This window comes from Companilactobacillus sp. (assembly GCF_022484265.1).
Classification (GTDB): domain Bacteria; phylum Bacillota; class Bacilli; order Lactobacillales; family Lactobacillaceae; genus Companilactobacillus.
This window is the reverse complement of record NZ_JAKVLR010000001.1, coordinates 2,085,174-2,105,363: the sequence shown is the minus strand read 5'-3', so window position 1 is coordinate 2,105,363 and position 20,190 is coordinate 2,085,174. Positions and strand designations below refer to the sequence as shown.

At 37.8% G+C, this 20,190-nt stretch carries 20 protein-coding genes; 7 read left to right on the top strand and 13 right to left on the bottom strand.

Going from position 1 to position 20,190, the window contains the following annotated elements; all coding sequences use genetic code 11:
- Positions 1 to 23: 23 nt before the first annotated feature.
- Positions 24 to 1,160, bottom strand: a complete 1,137-nt coding sequence (locus LKF16_RS10070; protein WP_291472194.1) for a glycerate kinase — start codon at positions 1,158 to 1,160, stop codon at positions 24 to 26.
- 71 nt (positions 1,161 to 1,231) lie between these two features.
- Here LKF16_RS10070 and LKF16_RS10065 point away from each other — a divergent pair, with 71 nt between their 5' ends.
- Entirely contained in the window at positions 1,232 to 2,035 is an 804-nt protein-coding gene (locus LKF16_RS10065) for a tyrosine-protein phosphatase (RefSeq protein WP_291472193.1), read from the top strand.
- A gap of 439 nt (positions 2,036 to 2,474) precedes the next feature.
- On the opposite strand, the gene LKF16_RS10060 is transcribed toward LKF16_RS10065, so the two are convergent.
- Together LKF16_RS10060 and LKF16_RS10055 are read right to left on the bottom strand one after the other, a co-directional pair.
- Positions 2,475 to 3,131, bottom strand: a complete 657-nt coding sequence (locus LKF16_RS10060) for an HD domain-containing protein (protein ID WP_291472192.1) — start codon at positions 3,129 to 3,131, stop codon at positions 2,475 to 2,477.
- 171 nt (positions 3,132 to 3,302) lie between these two features.
- Positions 3,303 to 3,488 (bottom strand): hypothetical protein, encoded by a 186-nt coding sequence (locus LKF16_RS10055; RefSeq protein ID WP_291472190.1) that lies wholly within the window; start codon positions 3,486 to 3,488, stop codon positions 3,303 to 3,305.
- Positions 3,489 to 4,158: 670 nt separating this feature from the next.
- On the opposite strand from LKF16_RS10055, the gene LKF16_RS10050 reads away from it, so the two are divergent.
- Positions 4,159 to 4,836 (top strand): helix-turn-helix domain-containing protein, encoded by a 678-nt coding sequence (locus LKF16_RS10050; RefSeq protein ID WP_291711171.1) that lies wholly within the window; start codon positions 4,159 to 4,161, stop codon positions 4,834 to 4,836.
- The gene (locus LKF16_RS10045) at positions 4,833 to 5,738 is read left to right on the top strand and encodes an IS3 family transposase (RefSeq protein ID WP_291711173.1); all 906 of its coding nucleotides are present in this window, start codon (positions 4,833 to 4,835) and stop codon (positions 5,736 to 5,738) included. Before LKF16_RS10050 ends, LKF16_RS10045 begins: the two co-directional genes overlap by 4 nt.
- 195 nt (positions 5,739 to 5,933) lie before the next feature.
- Here LKF16_RS10045 and LKF16_RS10040 read toward each other — a convergent pair whose 3' ends face one another.
- From LKF16_RS10040 to LKF16_RS10030, 3 genes are all read right to left on the bottom strand, one after another.
- Positions 5,934 to 8,288, bottom strand: coding sequence for a phosphoketolase family protein (locus LKF16_RS10040; protein ID WP_291471066.1), 2,355 nt, complete (start codon positions 8,286 to 8,288; stop codon positions 5,934 to 5,936).
- A 94-nt stretch (positions 8,289 to 8,382) separates the two neighbouring features.
- The gene (locus LKF16_RS10035) at positions 8,383 to 9,111 is read right to left on the bottom strand and encodes a GntR family transcriptional regulator (protein ID WP_291471064.1); all 729 of its coding nucleotides are present in this window, start codon (positions 9,109 to 9,111) and stop codon (positions 8,383 to 8,385) included.
- A gap of 167 nt (positions 9,112 to 9,278) precedes the next feature.
- Entirely contained in the window at positions 9,279 to 10,268 is a 990-nt protein-coding gene (locus tag LKF16_RS10030) for a choloylglycine hydrolase family protein (protein WP_291471062.1), read from the bottom strand.
- Positions 10,269 to 10,436: 168 nt separating this feature from the next.
- Here LKF16_RS10030 and LKF16_RS10025 point away from each other — a divergent pair, with 168 nt between their 5' ends.
- A complete protein-coding gene (locus LKF16_RS10025; RefSeq protein ID WP_291471059.1) occupies positions 10,437 to 11,381 on the top strand; it encodes a Dyp-type peroxidase in 945 nt (314 codons plus the stop codon).
- 104 nt (positions 11,382 to 11,485) lie between these two features.
- Here the strand turns inward: LKF16_RS10025 and LKF16_RS10020 are convergent, their stop codons facing one another.
- The 4 genes from LKF16_RS10020 to LKF16_RS10005 form a co-directional block, all read right to left on the bottom strand.
- On the bottom strand, positions 11,486 to 11,764 hold the full coding sequence (locus LKF16_RS10020) for a hypothetical protein (protein WP_291471056.1): 279 nt from the start codon (positions 11,762 to 11,764) through the stop codon (positions 11,486 to 11,488).
- Positions 11,754 to 13,217 carry a PH domain-containing protein gene (locus LKF16_RS10015; protein ID WP_291471054.1) on the bottom strand — a complete coding sequence of 488 codons (1,464 nt, stop codon included), beginning with the start codon at positions 13,215 to 13,217 and terminating at the stop codon, positions 11,754 to 11,756. Before LKF16_RS10015 ends, LKF16_RS10020 begins: the two co-directional genes overlap by 11 nt.
- Positions 13,207 to 13,692, bottom strand: coding sequence for a PH domain-containing protein (locus LKF16_RS10010; RefSeq protein ID WP_291471052.1), 486 nt, complete (start codon positions 13,690 to 13,692; stop codon positions 13,207 to 13,209). The genes LKF16_RS10015 and LKF16_RS10010 overlap by 11 nt, the downstream gene beginning before the upstream one ends.
- Positions 13,693 to 13,773: 81 nt before the next feature.
- On the bottom strand, positions 13,774 to 13,965 hold the full coding sequence (locus tag LKF16_RS10005) for a hypothetical protein (protein ID WP_291471049.1): 192 nt from the start codon (positions 13,963 to 13,965) through the stop codon (positions 13,774 to 13,776).
- Positions 13,966 to 14,223: 258 nt separating this feature from the next.
- Between LKF16_RS10005 and pgtP the strand changes: the two genes are divergently transcribed.
- Entirely contained in the window at positions 14,224 to 15,582 is a 1,359-nt protein-coding gene (pgtP, locus tag LKF16_RS10000) for a phosphoglycerate transporter protein PgtP (protein ID WP_291471047.1), read from the top strand.
- Positions 15,583 to 15,866: 284 nt separating this feature from the next.
- Positions 15,867 to 16,976 (top strand): SLC13 family permease, encoded by a 1,110-nt coding sequence (locus LKF16_RS09995; RefSeq protein WP_291471046.1) that lies wholly within the window; start codon positions 15,867 to 15,869, stop codon positions 16,974 to 16,976.
- Positions 16,977 to 17,274: 298 nt separating this feature from the next.
- Here LKF16_RS09995 and LKF16_RS09990 read toward each other — a convergent pair whose 3' ends face one another.
- Positions 17,275 to 17,799, bottom strand: a complete 525-nt coding sequence (locus LKF16_RS09990) for a PadR family transcriptional regulator (protein WP_291471044.1) — start codon at positions 17,797 to 17,799, stop codon at positions 17,275 to 17,277.
- Positions 17,800 to 17,908: 109 nt separating this feature from the next.
- Between LKF16_RS09990 and LKF16_RS09985 the strand changes: the two genes are divergently transcribed.
- On the top strand, positions 17,909 to 18,448 hold the full coding sequence (locus LKF16_RS09985) for a phenolic acid decarboxylase (RefSeq protein ID WP_291471042.1): 540 nt from the start codon (positions 17,909 to 17,911) through the stop codon (positions 18,446 to 18,448).
- Positions 18,449 to 18,781: 333 nt separating this feature from the next.
- Here LKF16_RS09985 and LKF16_RS09980 read toward each other — a convergent pair whose 3' ends face one another.
- Together LKF16_RS09980 and LKF16_RS09975 are read right to left on the bottom strand one after the other, a co-directional pair.
- The gene (locus LKF16_RS09980) at positions 18,782 to 19,315 is read right to left on the bottom strand and encodes a ClbS/DfsB family four-helix bundle protein (protein ID WP_291471040.1); all 534 of its coding nucleotides are present in this window, start codon (positions 19,313 to 19,315) and stop codon (positions 18,782 to 18,784) included.
- Between the two features lie 117 nt (positions 19,316 to 19,432).
- Positions 19,433 to 19,921, bottom strand: coding sequence for a cysteine hydrolase family protein (locus LKF16_RS09975; protein ID WP_291471038.1), 489 nt, complete (start codon positions 19,919 to 19,921; stop codon positions 19,433 to 19,435).
- Between the last annotated feature and the right edge of the window lie 269 nt (positions 19,922 to 20,190).

Below are 20,190 nucleotides of genomic sequence, written 5' to 3'. Positions count from 1 at the left end.
ATTAATGCATAATTTTATTTATTTCAATGGTTTACATTATGAAATGCACCCAATGTTCGTGCTAATTGATTAGCAATCGATTCATAATGTTCAAAAACTAATTGCTCGTCCTGAACCTTTGTAGAGTAATTCGACATCTGAGTTGAGAAGATCCCGGTAAAAAGTTGTTCATAATCTTCAAAATCGTCGATAAAGTTGTTGCACAAGACAAACGTCGGCATCTTCGAATATCCGGCAATTTTACTCAAATGAAACAGAATTTCATCATGCATAGATTCAGCCGACACCTCATCCGTGGCAGTGATCATCACATCGGCTGAACGAATCGTCTCATCCATCCCAGTCACGTTTGCTATCCATTCAAACGAACTTCGGGAAATATGAGCTCTCATCATAGCAAAAGCCCCAGCTAATGTTTTGATTGCCCCTGAGTGAGGCATTGGATGTATATCTAAATTATACTTCTTATTAATTTTTTCTGTAATATAAAGTAAGTTATCTTCTAAAAAATCTTTTTGTGTTTCTGATAAATAATCACGTTTTTCTTTGGATTCATAGCTGGATGAATAACTCAGCAGCACTGTGATCCGAACTTTTCTCAAGATACGATAGACGTCATCTAAATCAGCCTCATATCCGTTTATCAGTGGATTTTCACCTTCCGGTATCAAATCCCCGCCTTCATCGTAAATCTTTGCTCCAAGAGCTTGTAAGGCTCCTAAACCGCCATCAAACGTTTCAGATGTCCCTAAACAGATAACTATTTCATGAATACCGCTAGTCACCGCGTCCATGATGAATTCGCCGATTCCATAACTCGTAGCATGAAAAAGATCATTTCGCGTTTTTGAGGTAGCTAGCTCAGGACCTACTATTTGTTCTGTATCTATTATTGCGGTATCCTGACTATCAATGTTAGTTAGCAAATACGTGCCCATTTTGTTTTGCCAGAAGGCATCAAAAAACGGCAGATCGACCCAACGGCCACCGATCGTATGAGCAACTAACGCCGGCATACCATATTTACTATCGGTCACCGGCATCGTAACAATTTGAGCATTAGGCAATGCCCGTGAAATACCACTGTATATCGCTTGACCCACTAATTTTGAGCTAATGGATGAGTCATGATATTTTCCTGGAGCGATAAGAAATTTCATGGATGAATCTTCCTTTTGCTATAATATAATTATTCAATCTTAAGATTGAATTGAGAGAGAGGTTCGTTTTTATGGACAGAGCTACTGAAAGCACTCGTCGTATTTTAGACCTTGAAGCCGGAATCAACTTTCGTGAATTAGGAGGTTACCAGACAACTTCTGGACAATCTCTTAAATATCATAAAGTTCTACGTTCCGCAGGTTTAGGTGATTTAACTCAAAAGGATATCAAGTATCTTCAAGACTATGGCGTCAAGACAGACGTTGATTTCCGTTCTCAAGATGAAATCAATAAGAAACCAGACCGCGTTCCAAATGGAGCAAAGTACGTTTCATTGCCAGTATTTAGTGAAGATCAAACTGAAGCTTCCAAAATTGGGAATGAAGTGATACCTGAAATCGATTTTGACCCGCATGACGGATATAACCATATGTTAGACGTCTATCGCAATATGATCGTCGAAGATACCGCCAGAAACGCATATCGTCAATTTTTCGATGAACTATTAGGAAACAGCAACGACAATGACGTTGTTTTATTCCATTGTACAGCAGGTAAAGATCGTACCGGTATGGGAGCAGTTTTCTTCCTATACACATTGGGCGTTCCATTGCCAACTATTAAAGAAGATTATTTATTAACAAATCAAGCTAGCAAAGTTTATGTTGCAAACGTGTTAAAACAAGTTGAGGCCAAAGATCCAACCTTAGTTGAATCAATTAGAGCATTATTAACAGTTAACGAAAATTACTTGAATGTCGCTCAGAAAGCGATTGAGGAGACATCTGGTAGTCTTGATAATTATATCAAAAACGAACTTAAAGTTAGCAATCATGAGATAGACGATTTGAAAAAAATTTATTTATTGAAATAAATTTTTAACATGTTTTTCCACATTTTATTGCAAAAGCATCATAATTTCTTCATATTTAGCCGTTATTATAGATTTATAAGTTAAAGGAGCAACAAAGACACCTTAACTTATACCTCTTCATAATAATTCTCATAATTCGAAACGTATATATAATTCTCATAATATATAAAACAAATAGTAATTGAGCCCTCCTCAAGCTCAAATTACTCAAAAGCATAAAGTCTGAAAGGGTGATTCCTTTCAGGCTTTTTCTAGTTAGAGTAGCGCAAAAAGCGCGTACTCTAACTATACGCAACGCTTCGTAAGAACGTTGCGATTCCTTGATTTTATGCACACCGAAGGTGCGTACTCTAACTGGACGGAACGCTCCGAATGTAATTGCAATTCCAACCTATCCTTTACAAAACAAAAGCCACCTGTCAATCAGGTGGCTTTATTATTATCTTTTAGAATCCCATTCTGCTTTAAACTCATCAATGAATTCCACCATAAAATTGTGACGGTCTTTGGCAATCCATTTAGCTGTATGCGTATTCATCATGCTTTCTAGTTTAAACAACTTTTCATAAAAATGATTGATGATCGTCTCATCGCTTAAATCACGATACTCAGCAATCGACATATTTTCCCGAGGAGAAATTTCAGGATCATAAATCGTCTCATGATAAACGCCACCGTAATAAACTGCACGAGTGATTCCAATCGCACCAATTGCATCCAGTCGGTCGGAATCTTGAACTACTTGTCCAGCCAGCGACAGCTTAGGTGGGTTTTCGCTTAAAGATTTGCTGAAGCCTAAATTATGAGTAATGTACAAGATCTCATCAATTTGTTCATCGCTCAACTCAATACTCTTCAAAAATTCACGGATCTCACGTTCCAATTTGGCAGGATCATCAACCAATTTATCGTCAGCAACATCATGGAGATAAGCAGCACCAATCGTGATCAACGGATCAGTATGTTCTTCTTTAAGAATTCTTTTAGCCATCTTCACAACTCTCTCGATATGATCAAAGTTATGACCCGTCTTGTCTTTAGACATTTTCTGATAAGAAAAATCACGTATCTCTTGAATTTGTTTTGCTTGATCCATAGCACACCTCTTGTAAGTAATGATTTCATTCTAACAAAAAAAGAGCTGGAACATTGAATGTTCCAGCTCTTTTCGTAAGTGATAATCAAATGGTCAGTTCGAGTACTGGCGTCTTAGCGAACAGCGTCACCAGAACATCTACTCCATTTGATTTATAAATTAAGAATCGACTTATCTAAGTTGTAGCAGGCCTTTTCTAGCAATTCTGCCAGTTGCATAAACTGCGAAGACGATTGCTCCAATGCCAGCTACGGGTAGAGTGTATCGGCTTCCCAACACGAATAATAACATGGCAAATGCAACGATTACTGCAGCCACAGTTAATTTGATAAGTGATTCGATAATTTGAATTGTCATAACTTCCACCCGCCTCTATAAATATTTTCCTACAAACACAAGTTAACACGGAATTTCTTCACTTGCAACACTTTTGGATCAAGTAATATTAATCACAAAAGGGTTGTTGAACGGCTCTAATAAAGGTTTTATGGATAGTCGTTAAAAATTAGAATCTATTTGTGAAAAAAGCATACTGGCAGTAGGATTTTGTAAAAAGTAGTTTTCATTTATGTTTAGTGATTATTAAAATTTATTAGATTAAAACTAATTTGTTGGACTAAGTATATTTTGTTGGACATATGCGGGCCGACTCCGGGGTGGTTCCGATATTTTTGTGCGGTATGCGGGCCGACTCCACTAGCTACATTCAAGCGGTATTCAAAATAATAGTCTGAATGGGTACTAGAGTGAATGGACAAGTTCCTAGTATTTACTAATACTGCCGACATACCTTCTTTCAACAAGGAGAGAGATTTGACTCTATTTAGACGGAGGGGTGGTGGAGCGCTCGGCCTCAGTAGTGACGTTTTTCTTAGCAATGCGAAGCAGTGCTTAGTAAAAGGTGCAGCTTGGAGATTGCTGCGGACCTTGCAGTAAGCTTCAAGTGGGCCCACTACGTTCTGCGATAATCCCTTTATGGTTGACATTTGAAATGGAATAATTTCATGCATAATCATGGAGGATTATTATGGGCAGACAATATACTTACGAACAGAAGATTAATTTAATTGAAGAGTTCAAACAATCTAATCTTCCAAAACAAACCTTTGCGAAATCGAAAAATATACCATGTACAACGTTTAGAGGATGGTATTGGGTTTATACGGAATATGGAGCGGAAGGCTTGAAAAAGCAGAAAACCCCTAATCATTACAGTGCGGAAACTAAGATCAGTGCTGTAAAGGCATATAGAAATGGTGAAGGAACTTTACATGAAGTAACAAGTAAATATGGTATTAAGGACACAAAGCAGCTTAGATACTGGCTAATACAGTATAATGATGACAAGAAACTGACAGATTCACCTGTTGGAAGGAAGGTCATCCACGTGTCAAAGAAAACAACGTTAGAAGAAAGAATTCAAGTGGTTGAGTACGTTACCCTACAAGATCATTCTTACGCTGCAGCCTCAGAACATTTTCAAGTATCTTACCAACAAGTACGCATGTGGGTAATGAAAGCTGAACATATTGGATATTCTGCTTTGGCAGACGAACGCGGTCATAAGAAAACCAGAGATCACGTTGAATTGACAGAATTAGATAAATTAAAATTAGAGAATCGTCAACTCAAAGCTGAACTTGAAAAACATAAAGCAATTGAAGCCTTTGAAAAAAAATTCAACGAAATCCAGCGTGGGGAGTGAACAAACAAAACAGACAAGCTTATCAGGCAATAATTGAGGTTTGTCAAAATCATCATGGATGGAAGTCCATTTTATTAGAGTATATGGGCGTAAGCAGACAGGCCTTTAATAAATTTGTTAAACGTAAAGAAAGTCCATGGGAAAAAAGAAATGAATTACTAAAGAAAAAAGTCCTTGAGATTTACAACTTTCATACCCAAACAATTGGTGCAGGTAAAATCCTTCTCAATCTTAGAATGGAAGGATCATTGGAGTTTGGTGTTACGCTCAAACAAATCAAGCGAGTTATGAGAGAACTAAATATTCGCTGTAAATCATGTACAAAGAAAAAGGATCGTCAAGACGATGAAGATAGATACATTAAAGATAATGTGCTAAATCAAAATTTTGATGCCAAAGCTCCAAATGAAATTTGGTTATCTGATTCAACTCAATTAGAATTCGGAATCGAACAGAGACAAAAGATACAGCTAAGTGGTGTATTGGATCTTTATGGTAGACATTTGATTGGATTCAATTTAACCCCATCTGAGACCGCAGAAGCTGAAACAGAAATGTTTGAAAATGTGTTCGACAAAATGGGTGATGTACATCCTCTTGTTCATACTGATCGGGGATCAGCCTATGTCTCAAATAAGTTCAATAAGCTTTTATCGCAACATCAAGTTACTAGAAGTATGTCCAGACCAGGAACACCTTTTGACAACGCTCCAATGGAACACTGGTGGAGAGAATTTAAAAATCGATGGATGGACCGTTTTCCAACTCCTACAACTTTTGAAGAATTGAAAAGATTGGTAGAAGCAGGAATAAATTATTTTAATAATAATGATCGATCAGAAACAAGAAATGGCCTTACTCCAGCAGAATACTGGAATAAAGCCATTAGTTTGAGTTTATAATTTTATAAAAATCAAATGTCAACTTGACAGGTACCAATACATTCCAGAGCCGAAAGAGCGGAACCAGCCCGGAGTCGGCCCTCATACCGCACATAAGTCAATTTTATCAAATCAAAAATCAAAAAAAGTCCCAAGCCAATTAAGGCAAGGGACCAACTAACAGAATTTATAAAATTAAGTTTTAGGGGTTAAATCTTATAAATCCCATTTCCAGTCGTTTACTTCTGGAAGATCGTCTCCGTGTTCACGGATGTACTTGTTATGCTTGTCAACTTTAGCTTCCATTTCGTCAGCAAAGTCACTAGCAGCATCGCCTTCAACAGCAACTGCAGCTTCTTCAGCCAAGTGGAAACGGTCCATTTCATTAACTACACGCATATCGAATGGTGTTGTGATATCACCATTTTCACGATATCCATGTACATACAAGTTATGGTTGTCACGGTCGAAGAAGATTTCTTTAATGATATCTTCAAAGCCGTGGAATGCGAATAGTACTGGTTTGTCGACTGTAAATACGTCGTTAAATTCTTCATCAGTCAAACCACGAGGGTCAACTTCTGGTGAACGTAACTTGAGTAGGTCAACAACGTTTACGAATCTGATCTTGATGTCAGGTTTTTGCTTACGCAAAATGCTGATAGCAGCAAGTGATTCGATTGTAGGTTCTGTACCGGCTGTTGCGATAACGATATCAGGATCGCCGTTGTCGTTTGAAGCCCAGTCGATTACCTTGTAACCCTTAGAAGCTAATTCTTCAGCTTCGTCCATTGTGAAGAATTGTAGACGAGGTTGTTTTGAAGTAACTAATAAGTTGATCTTTTCTTGATCGTTCAAGATTTGTGGCATAACAGCTAACAATGAGTTTGTGTCAGCTGGGAAGTATTCACGAATGAATGCTGGTTTCTTTTCAGCCAAGTGAGTAATGATACCTGGGTCTTGGTGAGTGTAACCATTGTGATCTTGTTGGAAAGCAGTTGAAGTTGCGATAACTGTCAATGAAGGATACTTGTTTCTCCATGATAGTTCGTCAGCTTTTCTTAACCACTTGAAGTGTTGTGTAAGCATTGAGTCGACAACTCTTAAGAAGGCTTCGTATGAAGCAAAGATACCATGACGTCCTGTCAATGTGTAACCTTCAAGGAATCCTTCAGCTTGGTGTTCTGAAAGTTGTGAATCGATGATACGACCAGCTGGTGCTTCAAATTGATCATTAGGTTCATGAACTGGTTCCATCCATTGACGTGGTGAAGCATCAAATGCGCCATATAGACGGTTTGACATAGTTTCATCAGGTCCGAACAATCTGAATGTCTTGTCGTTTTCTTTAATAACGTCTTCAAGATATTTACCTAATTCAATCATATCTTGAGCAGTCTTTTGACCAGGCTTGTCGATCTTAAGTGCGTAGTTCTTGTAGTCTGGCAATGTAAGAGGTTTTGGATCTAGACCACCGTTTACAACAGGGTTTGATGCCATTCTCTTATTGTCAGCAGGAATTGTTTCTTTGATGTCATCTTTAAGTGAGCCATCATCGTTGAACAATTCTTCTGGTTTGTATGACTTCATCCAGTCTAATAGAGCATCGATATGTTCCATGTGGTTTTGGTCTACAGGAATTGGAATTTGGTGAGCTCTAAATGAGTTTTCAATTGGAACGCCATCCCATTCTTTAGGACCAGTCCAGCCCTTAGGAGCACGGAAGATAACTACTGGCCAGTTAGGCATCTTAGCATCTTCTGCTGAGTGTTTTCTAGCTTCTGTTTGAATAGCTTGGATCTTTTCAATGGCACCATCAAGAGCTTTAGCCATTTCTGGATGCATCTTTTCAGGATCGTCGCCTTCAACAAAGATTGGGTCCCAACCCATACCCTTGAAGTATGAAGCTAATTGTTCGTCAGTCTTACGTGACAAGATTGTAGGGTTTGAGATCTTAAATCCATTCAAGTCAAGGATAGGCAATACAGCACCATCATTAACTGGGTTGATAAATGTATTTGAGAACCATGATGCAGCAAGTGGACCAGTTTCTGATTCACCATCACCGATAACAACTGCGGCGATTTGGTCAGGGTTATCTAAGATAGCACCAACACCGTGAGAAAGTGAGTAACCTAGTTCTCCACCTTCATGCATTGATCCGGGTGTTTCAGGAGCGGCATGAGAAGCAACGCCACCTGGGAATGAAAATTGTTTGAATAACTTTTGCATACCCTTTTCATCTTGTGTGATTTCTGGATAAGCTTCTGTATAGCTACCGTCCAAGTATGAGTTAGAAACCATAACTTGGCCACCATGACCTGGTCCTTCAATATAGAACATGTTCACATTGTATTTGTTGATGATACGGTTCAAGTGAGCATAAATGAAGTTTTGTCCTGCAATAGTACCCCAGTGTCCAATTGGATGAACTTTGATATCTTCTGGTTTAACATCGCGTTTTAGCAATGGGTTATCTTTGAAATATAGTTGTCCTACAGAAATGTAGTTGGCTGCGCGCCAATATTTGTCTACTAAGTTTAAGTATTCTTTTGATGAATAATCTGCCATTAGTACTGCACACTCCTTATGTATTTATCTAGTATAATATACGCCATTTTAATAAAAGTCAACCATTTAATTAATTGGACCGCCCCAATTTTTGCTAACGGTTTCCTAAATCAACAAATGAGTCGTATTTGAAATATTTGTAGTGCAATTTCATTGTTGAGAATTCAAAAGGCGTTCCGTCATTTAAGAAGAAAATACCTTCCATCATCCCCAATGGTTCAGTCGGTTTCAAGTCCAATAACTTTTGACCTTCTTCATCGCTTGGAGCTGCTGAAATAGTCAAATACGTCTTGTTAACCTCTTGATCTAGTTCTGATTCGACATAATTAAAAATCGATTCTGAGGCAATATCTTCCGATAATTCTGGCGCCAATTTAATTGGGATATAGCCAGTTTCGATCATGAATGGAACTGAGTCGATCAAGCGCAATCGCTTGAAAGAGTATACAAATTCGCTAGGTTTTAAAAACAAGTTGTCCTGTAGCTCACTGTCTGGTCGAACAACATCGAAATTCAAAACTTTGATGCTTGGCTTTTGTCCATTGATTTGGAAACTGTCAGTGATTCCCAAATTTTTACCACTATAGTTGAAATAAGAATCTTGTTTCAAGTAAAGCGGGTTGACGAAAGTCCCAGAACCACGTTTCTTAAAAATTATTCCTTGCTCTGCCATCGTTCCCAGAGCACGTTTGATGGAACTTCGACTGACGCTATATTTTTCTGCCAATGATCGTTCATCTGGCAAGCGCATGTCAGGAAATTTACCATCGTCGATCTCTTTAGTGAGTGAATCGATGATTTTTTTATAGATTAAATCTGCCAAGAAATCCTCCTCTTTTATATTGGGTCGCACCAATATAAAATTTGGTTGCATTATTTTCTTGTAGTATATCTTATTTTCTCAAGAAATTCCATCCCAATCAATGAAACTGCTTACAGATTAAAAAAACTCCTCTAATCCGCAGATTAGAGGAGTTCAATTTTTTCATATTAATTAAGGGCTGAGAATTGTTGGGTCTGAATGATTGGGAATTCCTTTGGTTCGGTTTGATTCTGGATCAATTCATCAGTCATTTTGGTTGAATAAACAGTTCTATTGCCATAAGGCACAAAGTACATCACACGGTTCGTTAGATCGAGTACCGTTTGATATTGAGTGTAACTGGGTTTGCCATTATCCTTGATGTTGACGCCACGAGGAATCGTCACGCTGTCGAGGATATGCAGAATCGAATTCACGGCTTCATCGCTATCCTTGGGAGTTTCAACGGCATTACGGATAAAGGCAGTTCTGACAAATCTATCAGTAGCTGTATATCCGCCAGGAAGTCTAAACGTTCCGTTTTGTCCTAGAGGCTCGATCTCTTCATCGCCAATCTTCTTAGTTTGGAAATTGGTCGTCTGTGCACCTAGATAAAATGACAGGTTGGTCTTGTGCCAGTTGTAGTCAGGAGTGTTGGTCATGACGCCGACTTTGTCTTCTTGAAGAACTAGTCCGTTCCCCATTGGTTCCAATATATAGGTAGAACCTGTCGTATCGCTGAAGATAAAGTGCAACGGTTGATTGACTCCCATGACACCTTTATCTGAATCGATCAAGTGGACGTGCTTTAAATTTTCGTTCAATTCTTTGATCGACTTGTTGTTTCCTAACGCCCATAGCAAGAACTCTTCTGCCACAACGTTAATATCGCCAGCAGTCGGCTCTTCATCGTATTTAGCTGCTTTTGAAAAATATAATTCAGCGGCAGATAATCCATATTCGTTGAAGCCGTCAGCAATCATGTAGTTGCTGCCAAATTGTGAGCCAGTACCCATAATTGCATATTCAGTTGAATAAGTTTTTTGATCAAATGAGGACAACCATTGATACTTCCGTGGCAAAAATGTTGGCTTGCCGTTTAATTCAAACGCAAAATCCATGGTTCTTGCTAAAAATTTTGATCCATCTAGTGCTTGATAACTAAGACTTGTGCACATATATTTCACCTTTTCCTGTTTTGTTATTCCCCAAACTATAATATCTGTTTATTGTTGTACTTTTTTATATCAAAATCAATAAATAAAACACGTTAAATTTAATAAGTGGGTAATTGCGTTGTATAGTAATATTATAGTTGGAATTAAAAAGTATACGGAGGTTAATTTATGTCAATTAATATCAAAGATGCTCAAGACGTGTTTAAGGATGCTGGTGAAAGCGTTGACTTTGTCATTCTTAATTTAAAGCGTGAAAATGTCGAAAAAGAACGCGAAGTTATCGCTGAGTTTGCCGACTTACAAAATTCAATTATCAATAGTATGAGAATCAGAAACCAAAACGATCAACTTGCTGTCGCATGGGGATTCAGTTCTGATGCTTGGGATTATCTATTCCCAAATGCTGATAAGCCAAAAGAATTAGCTCCATTCAAAGAGATCAAAGGTCAAAAGTATACCGCTCCATCAACACCTGGAGATCTATTTTTCCACGTTCGTGCCAAGATCAACGCTGTTGTATATGAAGTGTTAGATCAATTCATGGATATCCTTCGTCCGATTACGACTGTTGTCGATGAAACTCATGGATTCCGTTATCTTGAAGGACGTGCTATCGTTGGATTTATTGATGGTACTGAAAATCCCGCTGGCGTTGAATCAATGGATTACACTTTGATTGACAGCGACGATGATCCAGAATTTGCAAATGGTTCATATGCCTTTGCTCAAAAATATAACCACAACATGGATGCCTGGAAGGCTCTTCCTACTGACGAACAAGAAAAGACAATCGGTCGTAGAAAATTCTCTGACCGTGAGCTTGAAGAAGACGAAAAATCTCCAAATGCCCACAATATTGTCTCAAAAGATGAAGAAGGCGGCGTTGAACACAAGATCGTTCGGATGAACGTTCCATTCTCTGACCCTTCAAAAGACCACACTGGTACTTACTTCATCGGATACTCAAAGAGTTTCCACATTACAAATACTATGTTGACGAACATGTTTACTAAGAGCGACCGTTTACTTGATTTCAGTACAGCCGTTACCGGAACAATGTTCTTCATCCCTTCAAAATCAGTTCTTGAGAAAATTGCTGACGGCGATTTATAAAATAAAGTCAAATTTAAAGGAGAGCCCACATTGTGAGCTCTCCTTTTTGTATGTATTTATTTGAAAAAAAGTTACGGCCAATTGAACTTCACTCTATAGTTTCTCTACTTTATAAATAAAATTGAAAAAGGCATGACCAATAAAATTATGCCTATGACACTGATAAATATTTTTTCAAATTTAGTATTAGGTTGATAATCTGGAGATATTTTTCTCATTTGAGTGATCACGTAATACATTCCCACAACTGCAACTATTAGCCACGCCGTCAGCACTACTCCGTTGCTCATTGGAATTGCATTAGAGAAATACAGTCCAAATACGATCAAATCGACTACGACCATTGAGATCAGTGCTGCGATGTATTTTTGTTTATGCGACATTTGTACTCTCCTTATACCACTTAATTACTCGGTCAATTTCTGCTTCCGTCAAATAATCGACATTCAATTTACGCTGGCGATTACCGGAACGGACATTAACTGTCAGACTAGCTATATTACGCTTTTTTAACCAGATGCTTTGCCGACGTTCGACAAATTGAATGCTTTCTTTAGGAACAAAAAATAGCTGTTTTGTGAGGAGTTTATTATTTTGAATCACCAAGTAATCGTCTCTTGGCACATCAACGTACGAACGTTTTATCGAAAAATAAGCCGGCAAATAACATATGAATACCCAGATGATCACTAGAGTCACGCTTAACCAGAGAAACCAATGCGTGGCTATTACTAAAATTATCGATCCTAGAACCGCAAAATATGTCGCATTCCGTAATTTATAGTAGTAAGTCCATTTATCTGGTTTAAAATCTGGGATCTCCAGCGGTATCTCTGCAAAAAATTGCTGCATGAACTCCGCTAATTTATTAGTAGCAATCACTGGCATTACAATGATGTCTTTTTCCGAATCGCCTTTTTTCGAATTAGAAACGATGACTAATTGAACTGTGACGATTTTTAAAAAGCTTCGCAGCCATGGTTGTTTGACTAATACTGCTTGAATCCGCGGACGAGCGATACTGGTCTTTTTGGTTTGTAAAAGTCCGCGCTCCATTTCAAACTTTGAATCTTCCTCAGTCAATTTGAAATGATAATACTGAACAATTAAGACAATAACTGAACCAACATAGAAAATCAGCAATACTAAAACTACCAGTCCGACTATCAATAAGATACCCAGATGAGAGGCTTCATTGGCTAAATTTTGATAAACTTCCTTGCTGATCGAATTAGATACTTTCCCGTAGGCAGCTAACACAACTAATAATCCAGTTAAAAATGCAGGCGAGGTTAAAGCAAATTTGATCAAATCTTTCCAACTGATCTGATAAGTATTTTCTGGAACTGGTTGAAAGGTTTCTTCAACCTCAACTTCTTCATCAGGTTCCATTTGTTTACTACGTTGTCTCAAGGCATCGATTTCACTACGAAGACTTTCTGGAACAGCCTTTAGTTCTACCTCAGGTTTTTCAGAATGTCCTGCCGTCTCAATTTCTAATTCCACTAATCCAAATGGCTTTAGAAAAAACCATTGGTTAGTCGTAACGTTCTGAATCCTATCATACGGCACATGATTGACCTTTTTGACAAAGACGCCATAACGCACGACGATCTCGTCTTCCAACAATTGATATGTAAACATCAGATACCTAACAATCGCTGTGCCAAGCATAAACGCTACGAATACGACAATGATTGCAATTTGCCAGATGCGAGAAGTTAAATTTGCAGTTCCAAACAACGCCGCCACGAATGGCACGATGGTCCCCTTAAGGACCTCATACATGAAAAAGATCAGTGATGCAAAACTGAGTCGAGTTGGTTTAGAGGTCATTTCTAGCCTCCCGTGCTAACTTCATGATCAATTCTTTTAAATCGTCAGCTTCAGAAGACTTGATGCCAGAAATCTCACTGGATCCCGCAGCGGTAACGATAATAACTTTTTGCAAATTCTTCCAATGCAAGATCGGTCCTTGCTTCAAAGTAACGTTTTGGATTCGAGCAATCGGGATAATAATTTGTTTTCTAAAGAAATATCCGTGGTGCAACTGCACCTGTCGTTCATCAATATAATACGTCCAAAAATTCCAGCGATATGGAATTAACGCCAATTGTATCAATAGAATTACTAAGGCTGCGCCTAAAATGATTGAGATGGTCGTCGTCAGAACCGTTTTAAAGCTTCCAGATGTAGCCAATCTGATCAGCCAAACGATTAAAGCTACTATCAACAAACTGATAAAATTTATGCCAGCATCCAAGCGCCAAATACTTTTTATTTCGGATGGTAATTTTTTCACATCATCCATTAATTGTTCCTCCACAAACATTTCTAATAAGCATATCAATTATTCGAGTATTAAAAAAGCCACTCGCTTGAGTGGCTTACATTATTCTCGTTTTGATTTTGGTGAATCGTAACGCCAATTTTCTTTGATAAACGACATTGCGAATGCAAAAAATGAAAATGCGGAAACCGCTAAGAAAATACGACCAACATAAAGTGCTGGATCTACCGTCAACTCCACAACTGTAAAAATCATTGAGACTAGTATAAATAAGTTGAGTCTGATATTATTCATGACTTCGTCTCCCCCCTAAAATTCAATCTAATTATACCAAGTACGTTTTCATTTGAATATTATTTTTAATGATTTTATCAGTCGATAAATTTAGTAAAAAATTAAATTCAATTTGGATTGCTTGTCATTATTGAGTTTTCAGAATATTAAATGACATATTATTATAAATATTATTGACTTTTATCACTTTTATGTTCATTATGAAAACGGTTACTTTTTGATTCGCAGTAATCACTATCATATTTAGGGGGCTATCTCATGGGGGTTTTAACACCGCCAACTGCCAAAAAGATGGTGCCAAAGGATAAAGTTGATTCGACTTATAAACGGTTGCGTTGGCAGGTATTCATTGGTATTTTCATTGGTTACGCTGGCTACTATTTATTACGGAATAATTTTTCATTAGTAATACCTAAGTTAGTTGACGAGGGATTCTCGAAAACACAACTCGGTATCGCCTTTTCAGCCGTGTCAATTGCTTACGGTTTCAGTAAATTCTTTAGTGGAATCATTTCTGATCGAAGCAATGCACGAATATTTTTACCATTAGGACTTATTTTGACAGCTATCGTCAATTTGATGTTCGGATTTATCCCGGCTCTAACTCAATCGATCACTGCAATGTTCATCTTACTATTCTTGATCGGTTGGTTTGAAGGTATGGGCTGGCCACCTTCAGGACGTGTATTAACCCACTGGTACTCAGTTTCTGAACGTGGTGGCTGGACTTCAGTCTGGAACACTGCCCACAACGTCGGTGGTGGATTCATGGCACCACTTGCAGCTGGTGGTATTACACTATTTGCTGCACATGTGACTGGTATGAAATCTTATACTGGTGCTTTTATCGTTCCAGCTGTAGTCGGTATCATTGTTGCCATCATCGCTTACATTTTGATGCGTGATACACCTGAGTCACAAGGCTTGCCTCCTATCGAGGAATACAAGGATGACTATCCTAACGAAGAACACATCACTTATGAAGAAGAATTAACTCCTAGAGAAATTCTTTTCCAACATGTTCTTAACAACAAATGGGTTTGGATCATTGCCTTTGCCAATATTTTCGTTTACTTCGTTCGTTACGGAGTTGAAAACTGGGCACCGGCTTTCTTAACTGAAATGAGACATATTTCTCTGACAGGTTCTTCAAACTCATACATGATCTACGAATTAGCCGGTATCCCCGGAACGATTTTTGCCGGTTGGGTATCAGATAAACTCTTCCATGGACGTCGTGGTCCGGCTGGATTCAGTTTCATGGTCGTGGTTAGTGTCTTCGTAATCATGTACTGGCAAGCTAAGAGCTTAATGATGATCAACATTTCATTATTCATGATCGGTTTCTTGATCTATGGACCAGTTATGTTGATTGGTTTGCAAGCCCTAGATTCTGTTCCTAAAAAAGCTGCCGGAACAGCTGCTGGCCTAACAGGATTGTTCGGATACTTGTTCGGTTCAGTTGCTGCCAACGCCATCATGGGATTGATCGTTGATCACATGGGCTGGACAGCTGGTTTCATTACAATTTTCATTTCTTGTCTAATTGCTGCCGCATTGTTCGCAGTCACTTGGAACTTGCGTGGACAAGAAGTCATTACAAAGAACGAAAAATAATCGTTCCAGCGGCTGGTTTCAAAATATACTTTCATTTAGTCAAAAGGTCAAAAAGAAGTTGGAGAAATCCAACTTCTTTTTTTGTTTCAATAATATCTATCATAATTTTTTCAATAATTATCTCTTGATATATTGACCCTTTCCTTGCCATAGTCCACAATGAATAGTGAATTATTCAGCATATTTTTATAAATCAAAATCAATATCATTATGTATAATATACATAACGCTATTTTTTTGTTATCAATATTTTAGAGGGTACATTTCCTAGGGGAAGAACATATATGAATGTCTTAAAACGAGTTTTCTCGGACAAGGTGTTATGGATTGCTGGTGCGGCTGCCATTATTACATCTTTTATCAGTCCACCGCAGCTTTCAGATATTAACTGGAAAACGATCACCTCATTGCTTTCAATGATGATCATCATCCAGATTTATGATTACCTTGATTTATTAAAGTATTACGCTTCATATTTGACCAGACGTGCTAAAACTCAACAACAATTAGTTTTCATGCTAGCTAGTTTATCTTTCTTCGGCGCTATGTTTTTAACTAACGATGTTACAATTTTGACTCTGGTTCCATTATTCTATAAAATCACCAAGAATCTGAAGATCAATCCAATTTATCCAGTTATTATAATTGCCTTAGCCGCTAACTTAGGAAGTATCTTCACTCCATTTGGTAACACTCATAACTTATTCTTACTGACGCACTTTAATTTAAATATCAGTCAATTCTTCGTTATGTCGACACCAATTACGATTGTTAACTTCATTGTTATCTTTATCGTAACTAGATTTTTTAAGAAGAAAAAAATTGAATTGACCGAGCTTCCTTCAGTCGATTTGAACATGCCGCATCTTACCCTAACATTGGGTGTTACAATCGTTATATTCTTAGGTATATTCTCAGTTATCCCAATGTGGTCGTCACTAGTTGCAGCCTTGCTATTAGTGGTTTTCATAAATCCAAAGATCTTACAAGTAGTTGATTATTCCATTGTTTTGATTTTCATGTGCTTCTTCATTGCAGTTGGAAATATCAACCGTGATCCTTCGATTGTTAACCACTTATCAGGTTTGATCCAATCAAAGACTGGTACTTACTTGACTTCAATCATTACCAGTCAATTTATCAGTAATGTTCCCACAACCATCTTAGTATCTAAGTTCTCAAGTTACGTTCACGCAATTTTCCTTGGTACTAACGTTGGTGGTTTAGGATCAGTCGTTGCCTCTCTAGCTAACTTGTTAGCTTTCAAGCAATACCGTTACTATTTCAAAAAAGATCCTGGCGAGTATTTAATTCGATTCTCAGTCGTCAACTTCTCGTTGCTGATTATCTTAGGAATCGTCGGATTCTTCTTAATTGATATAATTCCAACCTAGCGATGCGTATGCATCGCTTTTTTTTATATGACTGATTTTAAAACCAGCTTTCAAAACGCATCTCTTCATGATGTATACTTAATCCATATTCATCAAAGAGCGTTGTAGCTTGAGGTGGGTGTAGTAGATCGAATGTTATGTTTTTACCCCTCGTCACGACTCTAAATCTTGGAGGTAAAAATATGAACATTTTAAATCTATGTTGAACCTATGAGGGCGCAATCCTCATAGGTTCTTTTCGTCTGTAAATATAATACTATGTCTATAGTATTATTTCAATCAAATCAAACCACTTAAGTCAAATCTGCTTTAACCAGTCAATATATCCTGCTTCACGCTCAATGGCATGCTGTAAAACGCAGAAATGTCCGTACTGCTGCTTTTTTGCAGTCGCATTAGGAAACTTATCTGCCATCTGTGTCTTCAATGCAGAAAGCTTATCTTCTCGGATATTAAGCTGTTCGGCCACCATATTCTTCAGTAATTCTGACTTCTTGTCGTTAATAAAATACAATTTCAGAATAAATTCATCATGGTTGTTGTCTAAATCAGACGGCTCTTGAAGCCACTCGTCAAAAAGTTTTTTCCCAGCGTCAGAAATGTCGTAACTTTTCTTAACCAATTTAGTTCCGACTTGAATGTCGTGATGAGAGATCAAGTTATCTTCTTCCATCTTTTTTAACAATGGATAAATTTGACTATGATTAGCCGACCAAAACTCACCAATATCGGAATCAAATGATTTTGTTAGATCGTATCCTGTTTGGGATTCAATATTCAATAATCCAAGGATTATGTATTGAAGCCTATTTTTTTGTGCCATTTTTCAAAGTTCTCCCTTGACAGTTAACTATGATGAGTATACATTAATCAAGTAATCAAAAACATGTATTTATTTACATGTCTTAAATAACATAAAAGAGGTACTAATAATGACTGCAAAAACATTTAAAACTTTAGACGACTTTTTAGGAACACACTTTATTTACACGTATGACAATGGTTGGGAATACGAATGGTATGCCAAGAACGATCACACTGTCGATTATCGTATCCACGGTGGCATGGTAGCTGGTCGTTGGGTCAAGGACCAAGAAGCTGACATTGTTATGTTGACAGAAGGTATTTACAAGATTTCTTGGACTGAACCAACTGGTACTGATGTTGCTTTGGATTTCATGCCTAATGAAAAGAAACTACATGGTACTATTTTCTTCCCTAAGTGGGTCGAAGAACATCCTGAAATCACGGTTACTTTCCAAAATGAACATATTGATTTGATGGAAGAATCTCGTGAAAAGTACGAAACTTATCCTAAGCTTGTTGTTCCAGAATTTGCTAACATCACTTATATGGGCGATGCTGGTCAAAATAATGATGACGTTATTAATCAGGCGCCATATGAAGGAATGACTGATGATATCCGTTCAGGTTCTTATTATGACGATGATTATAAGATGATCAAAAGATAAAGTTATGGCAATGGATTTTATTTTGGAGGTATGAGACCCAGCTCCGGATGGAAACTTGTCGGTTCACTTTGGTTCACCTTGATTCACTCAATTCTTCGAATTTCGTTGGTAATTACATTTGTTCACTTTCGTAAAGGCATGGGATCGCCGATGTTCTTCGAACATCGCCATAAAGGAATCTAAGCACTTTGTGCTAAGATTCCCTAATCGCCGTTCACTCTCTCTACGCGCTCTTTGCGCTAGAGAGAGTATACAAAAAACACTTCTAAGCTGATCATCCTGATTGGGTGATGCACTCTTAGAAGTGTTTTTAATTTAACCTAATTATCTAATTTAAGCTCTTTGAGCTTCGTTTTTACGCATCGTGAAGTTCTTCCACTTGCGTACTTGGCGACTGTAGTTGGTAAATGGCGAAATCGCGTTGATTCTGATCCATTTAGAAACAGGCCACATTGCCTTTGTTGTTGCCCATTTTCTTTGACCGGGCTTAAACAACTCGTCTTCAGGCATCTTGTCGACCCATTCTGTCAGTTCCTTGACCAAGCTACTTAGTTCTTTTTCCTCGTTTTGCAGACCTTCTGAGCCATATTTTACGTTAAAATCATCATACAGTTGTCTCATTTGATCCCACTTGTATCCTGGTGTTGGTGTTGTGATTTCTTTGCCACTTTCCTCGGCTTGTTCCCAGGATAAGATCATATGAAGCCAACCAACTTGGTACGAAAGCATTTCCCGTGGAGTTTTATCCACTTGGGCGATTCTATTGTCAGCAATACTATCAGAAATTCCTTCATACTCTTCAATGAATTTATGATAACTTTCTTTCAAGTGCTCAATTAGATCTGCTGAATTCTTATATCCCTGCATATTTTCGCTACCTTTCATTTATTTTGAAAGACCAGACTCCCACAGAATCTATTATAGACCGATGAAATGATAATAGTTCAAAATATGCTCATAACATATATATTTATAAAAAATAATTTATATAAATTTCAAAAAATTGCTGTTCCAAATGTCTTCAAAAAATTGAATCGTCTGTTCGGCAGTCATGTATTCATTATCATAAGTAGTCGTCATATCGGGACGCATAAACAGTTCGTATCCTAATCCGTGTGCCATAGTAACTGTTGCATTGACGCAGTATTCGGTTTGCAGTCCACAAATTTCTAATTGATTTAAACCATTCTCAGTTAATAGATCATTCAACTCTGTTTTGTAAAAAGCATTCAGATGCGTTTTTTGGACGGTCATATCATCGGGCTTTGCATCCAATCCGCCTGCTAATTCCCATTCTTTGCTGCCTTGAAGAAGACCTTTTTCGTTGTGTTGAATAAAAATTACCGGTAAACCTGCATCTTTATAATCCTTGATGCGGTCATTGATTTTTTCGACTAATTCATTGAACTGATATGCATCAGAAAATCCTTGCTGCATATCCATTACGATCAATACTTGAGCTTGTTTTGACATGTTGATTCCTCCTACGGGCTTATTGGTAATTGTATCAAAAAGGAGCTTGTCTTGTGCAAGCTCCTTAATTTGATAATTTATGATGCATTTTTTGTAATGGAACGTACGTCGCCTTTGGCGCGTGCGCAACTATGTAAAGTGTTGGCTGTGCCAACGAACAACCAAGGAGTAAACGCGAAAAAAGATATTGAGGCAGGGCATATAATGCCGGCCAACACTCTGGGGCCAAACGGGCCCCGCCGTATTGCTCAATCTTATATTCTGGCCTC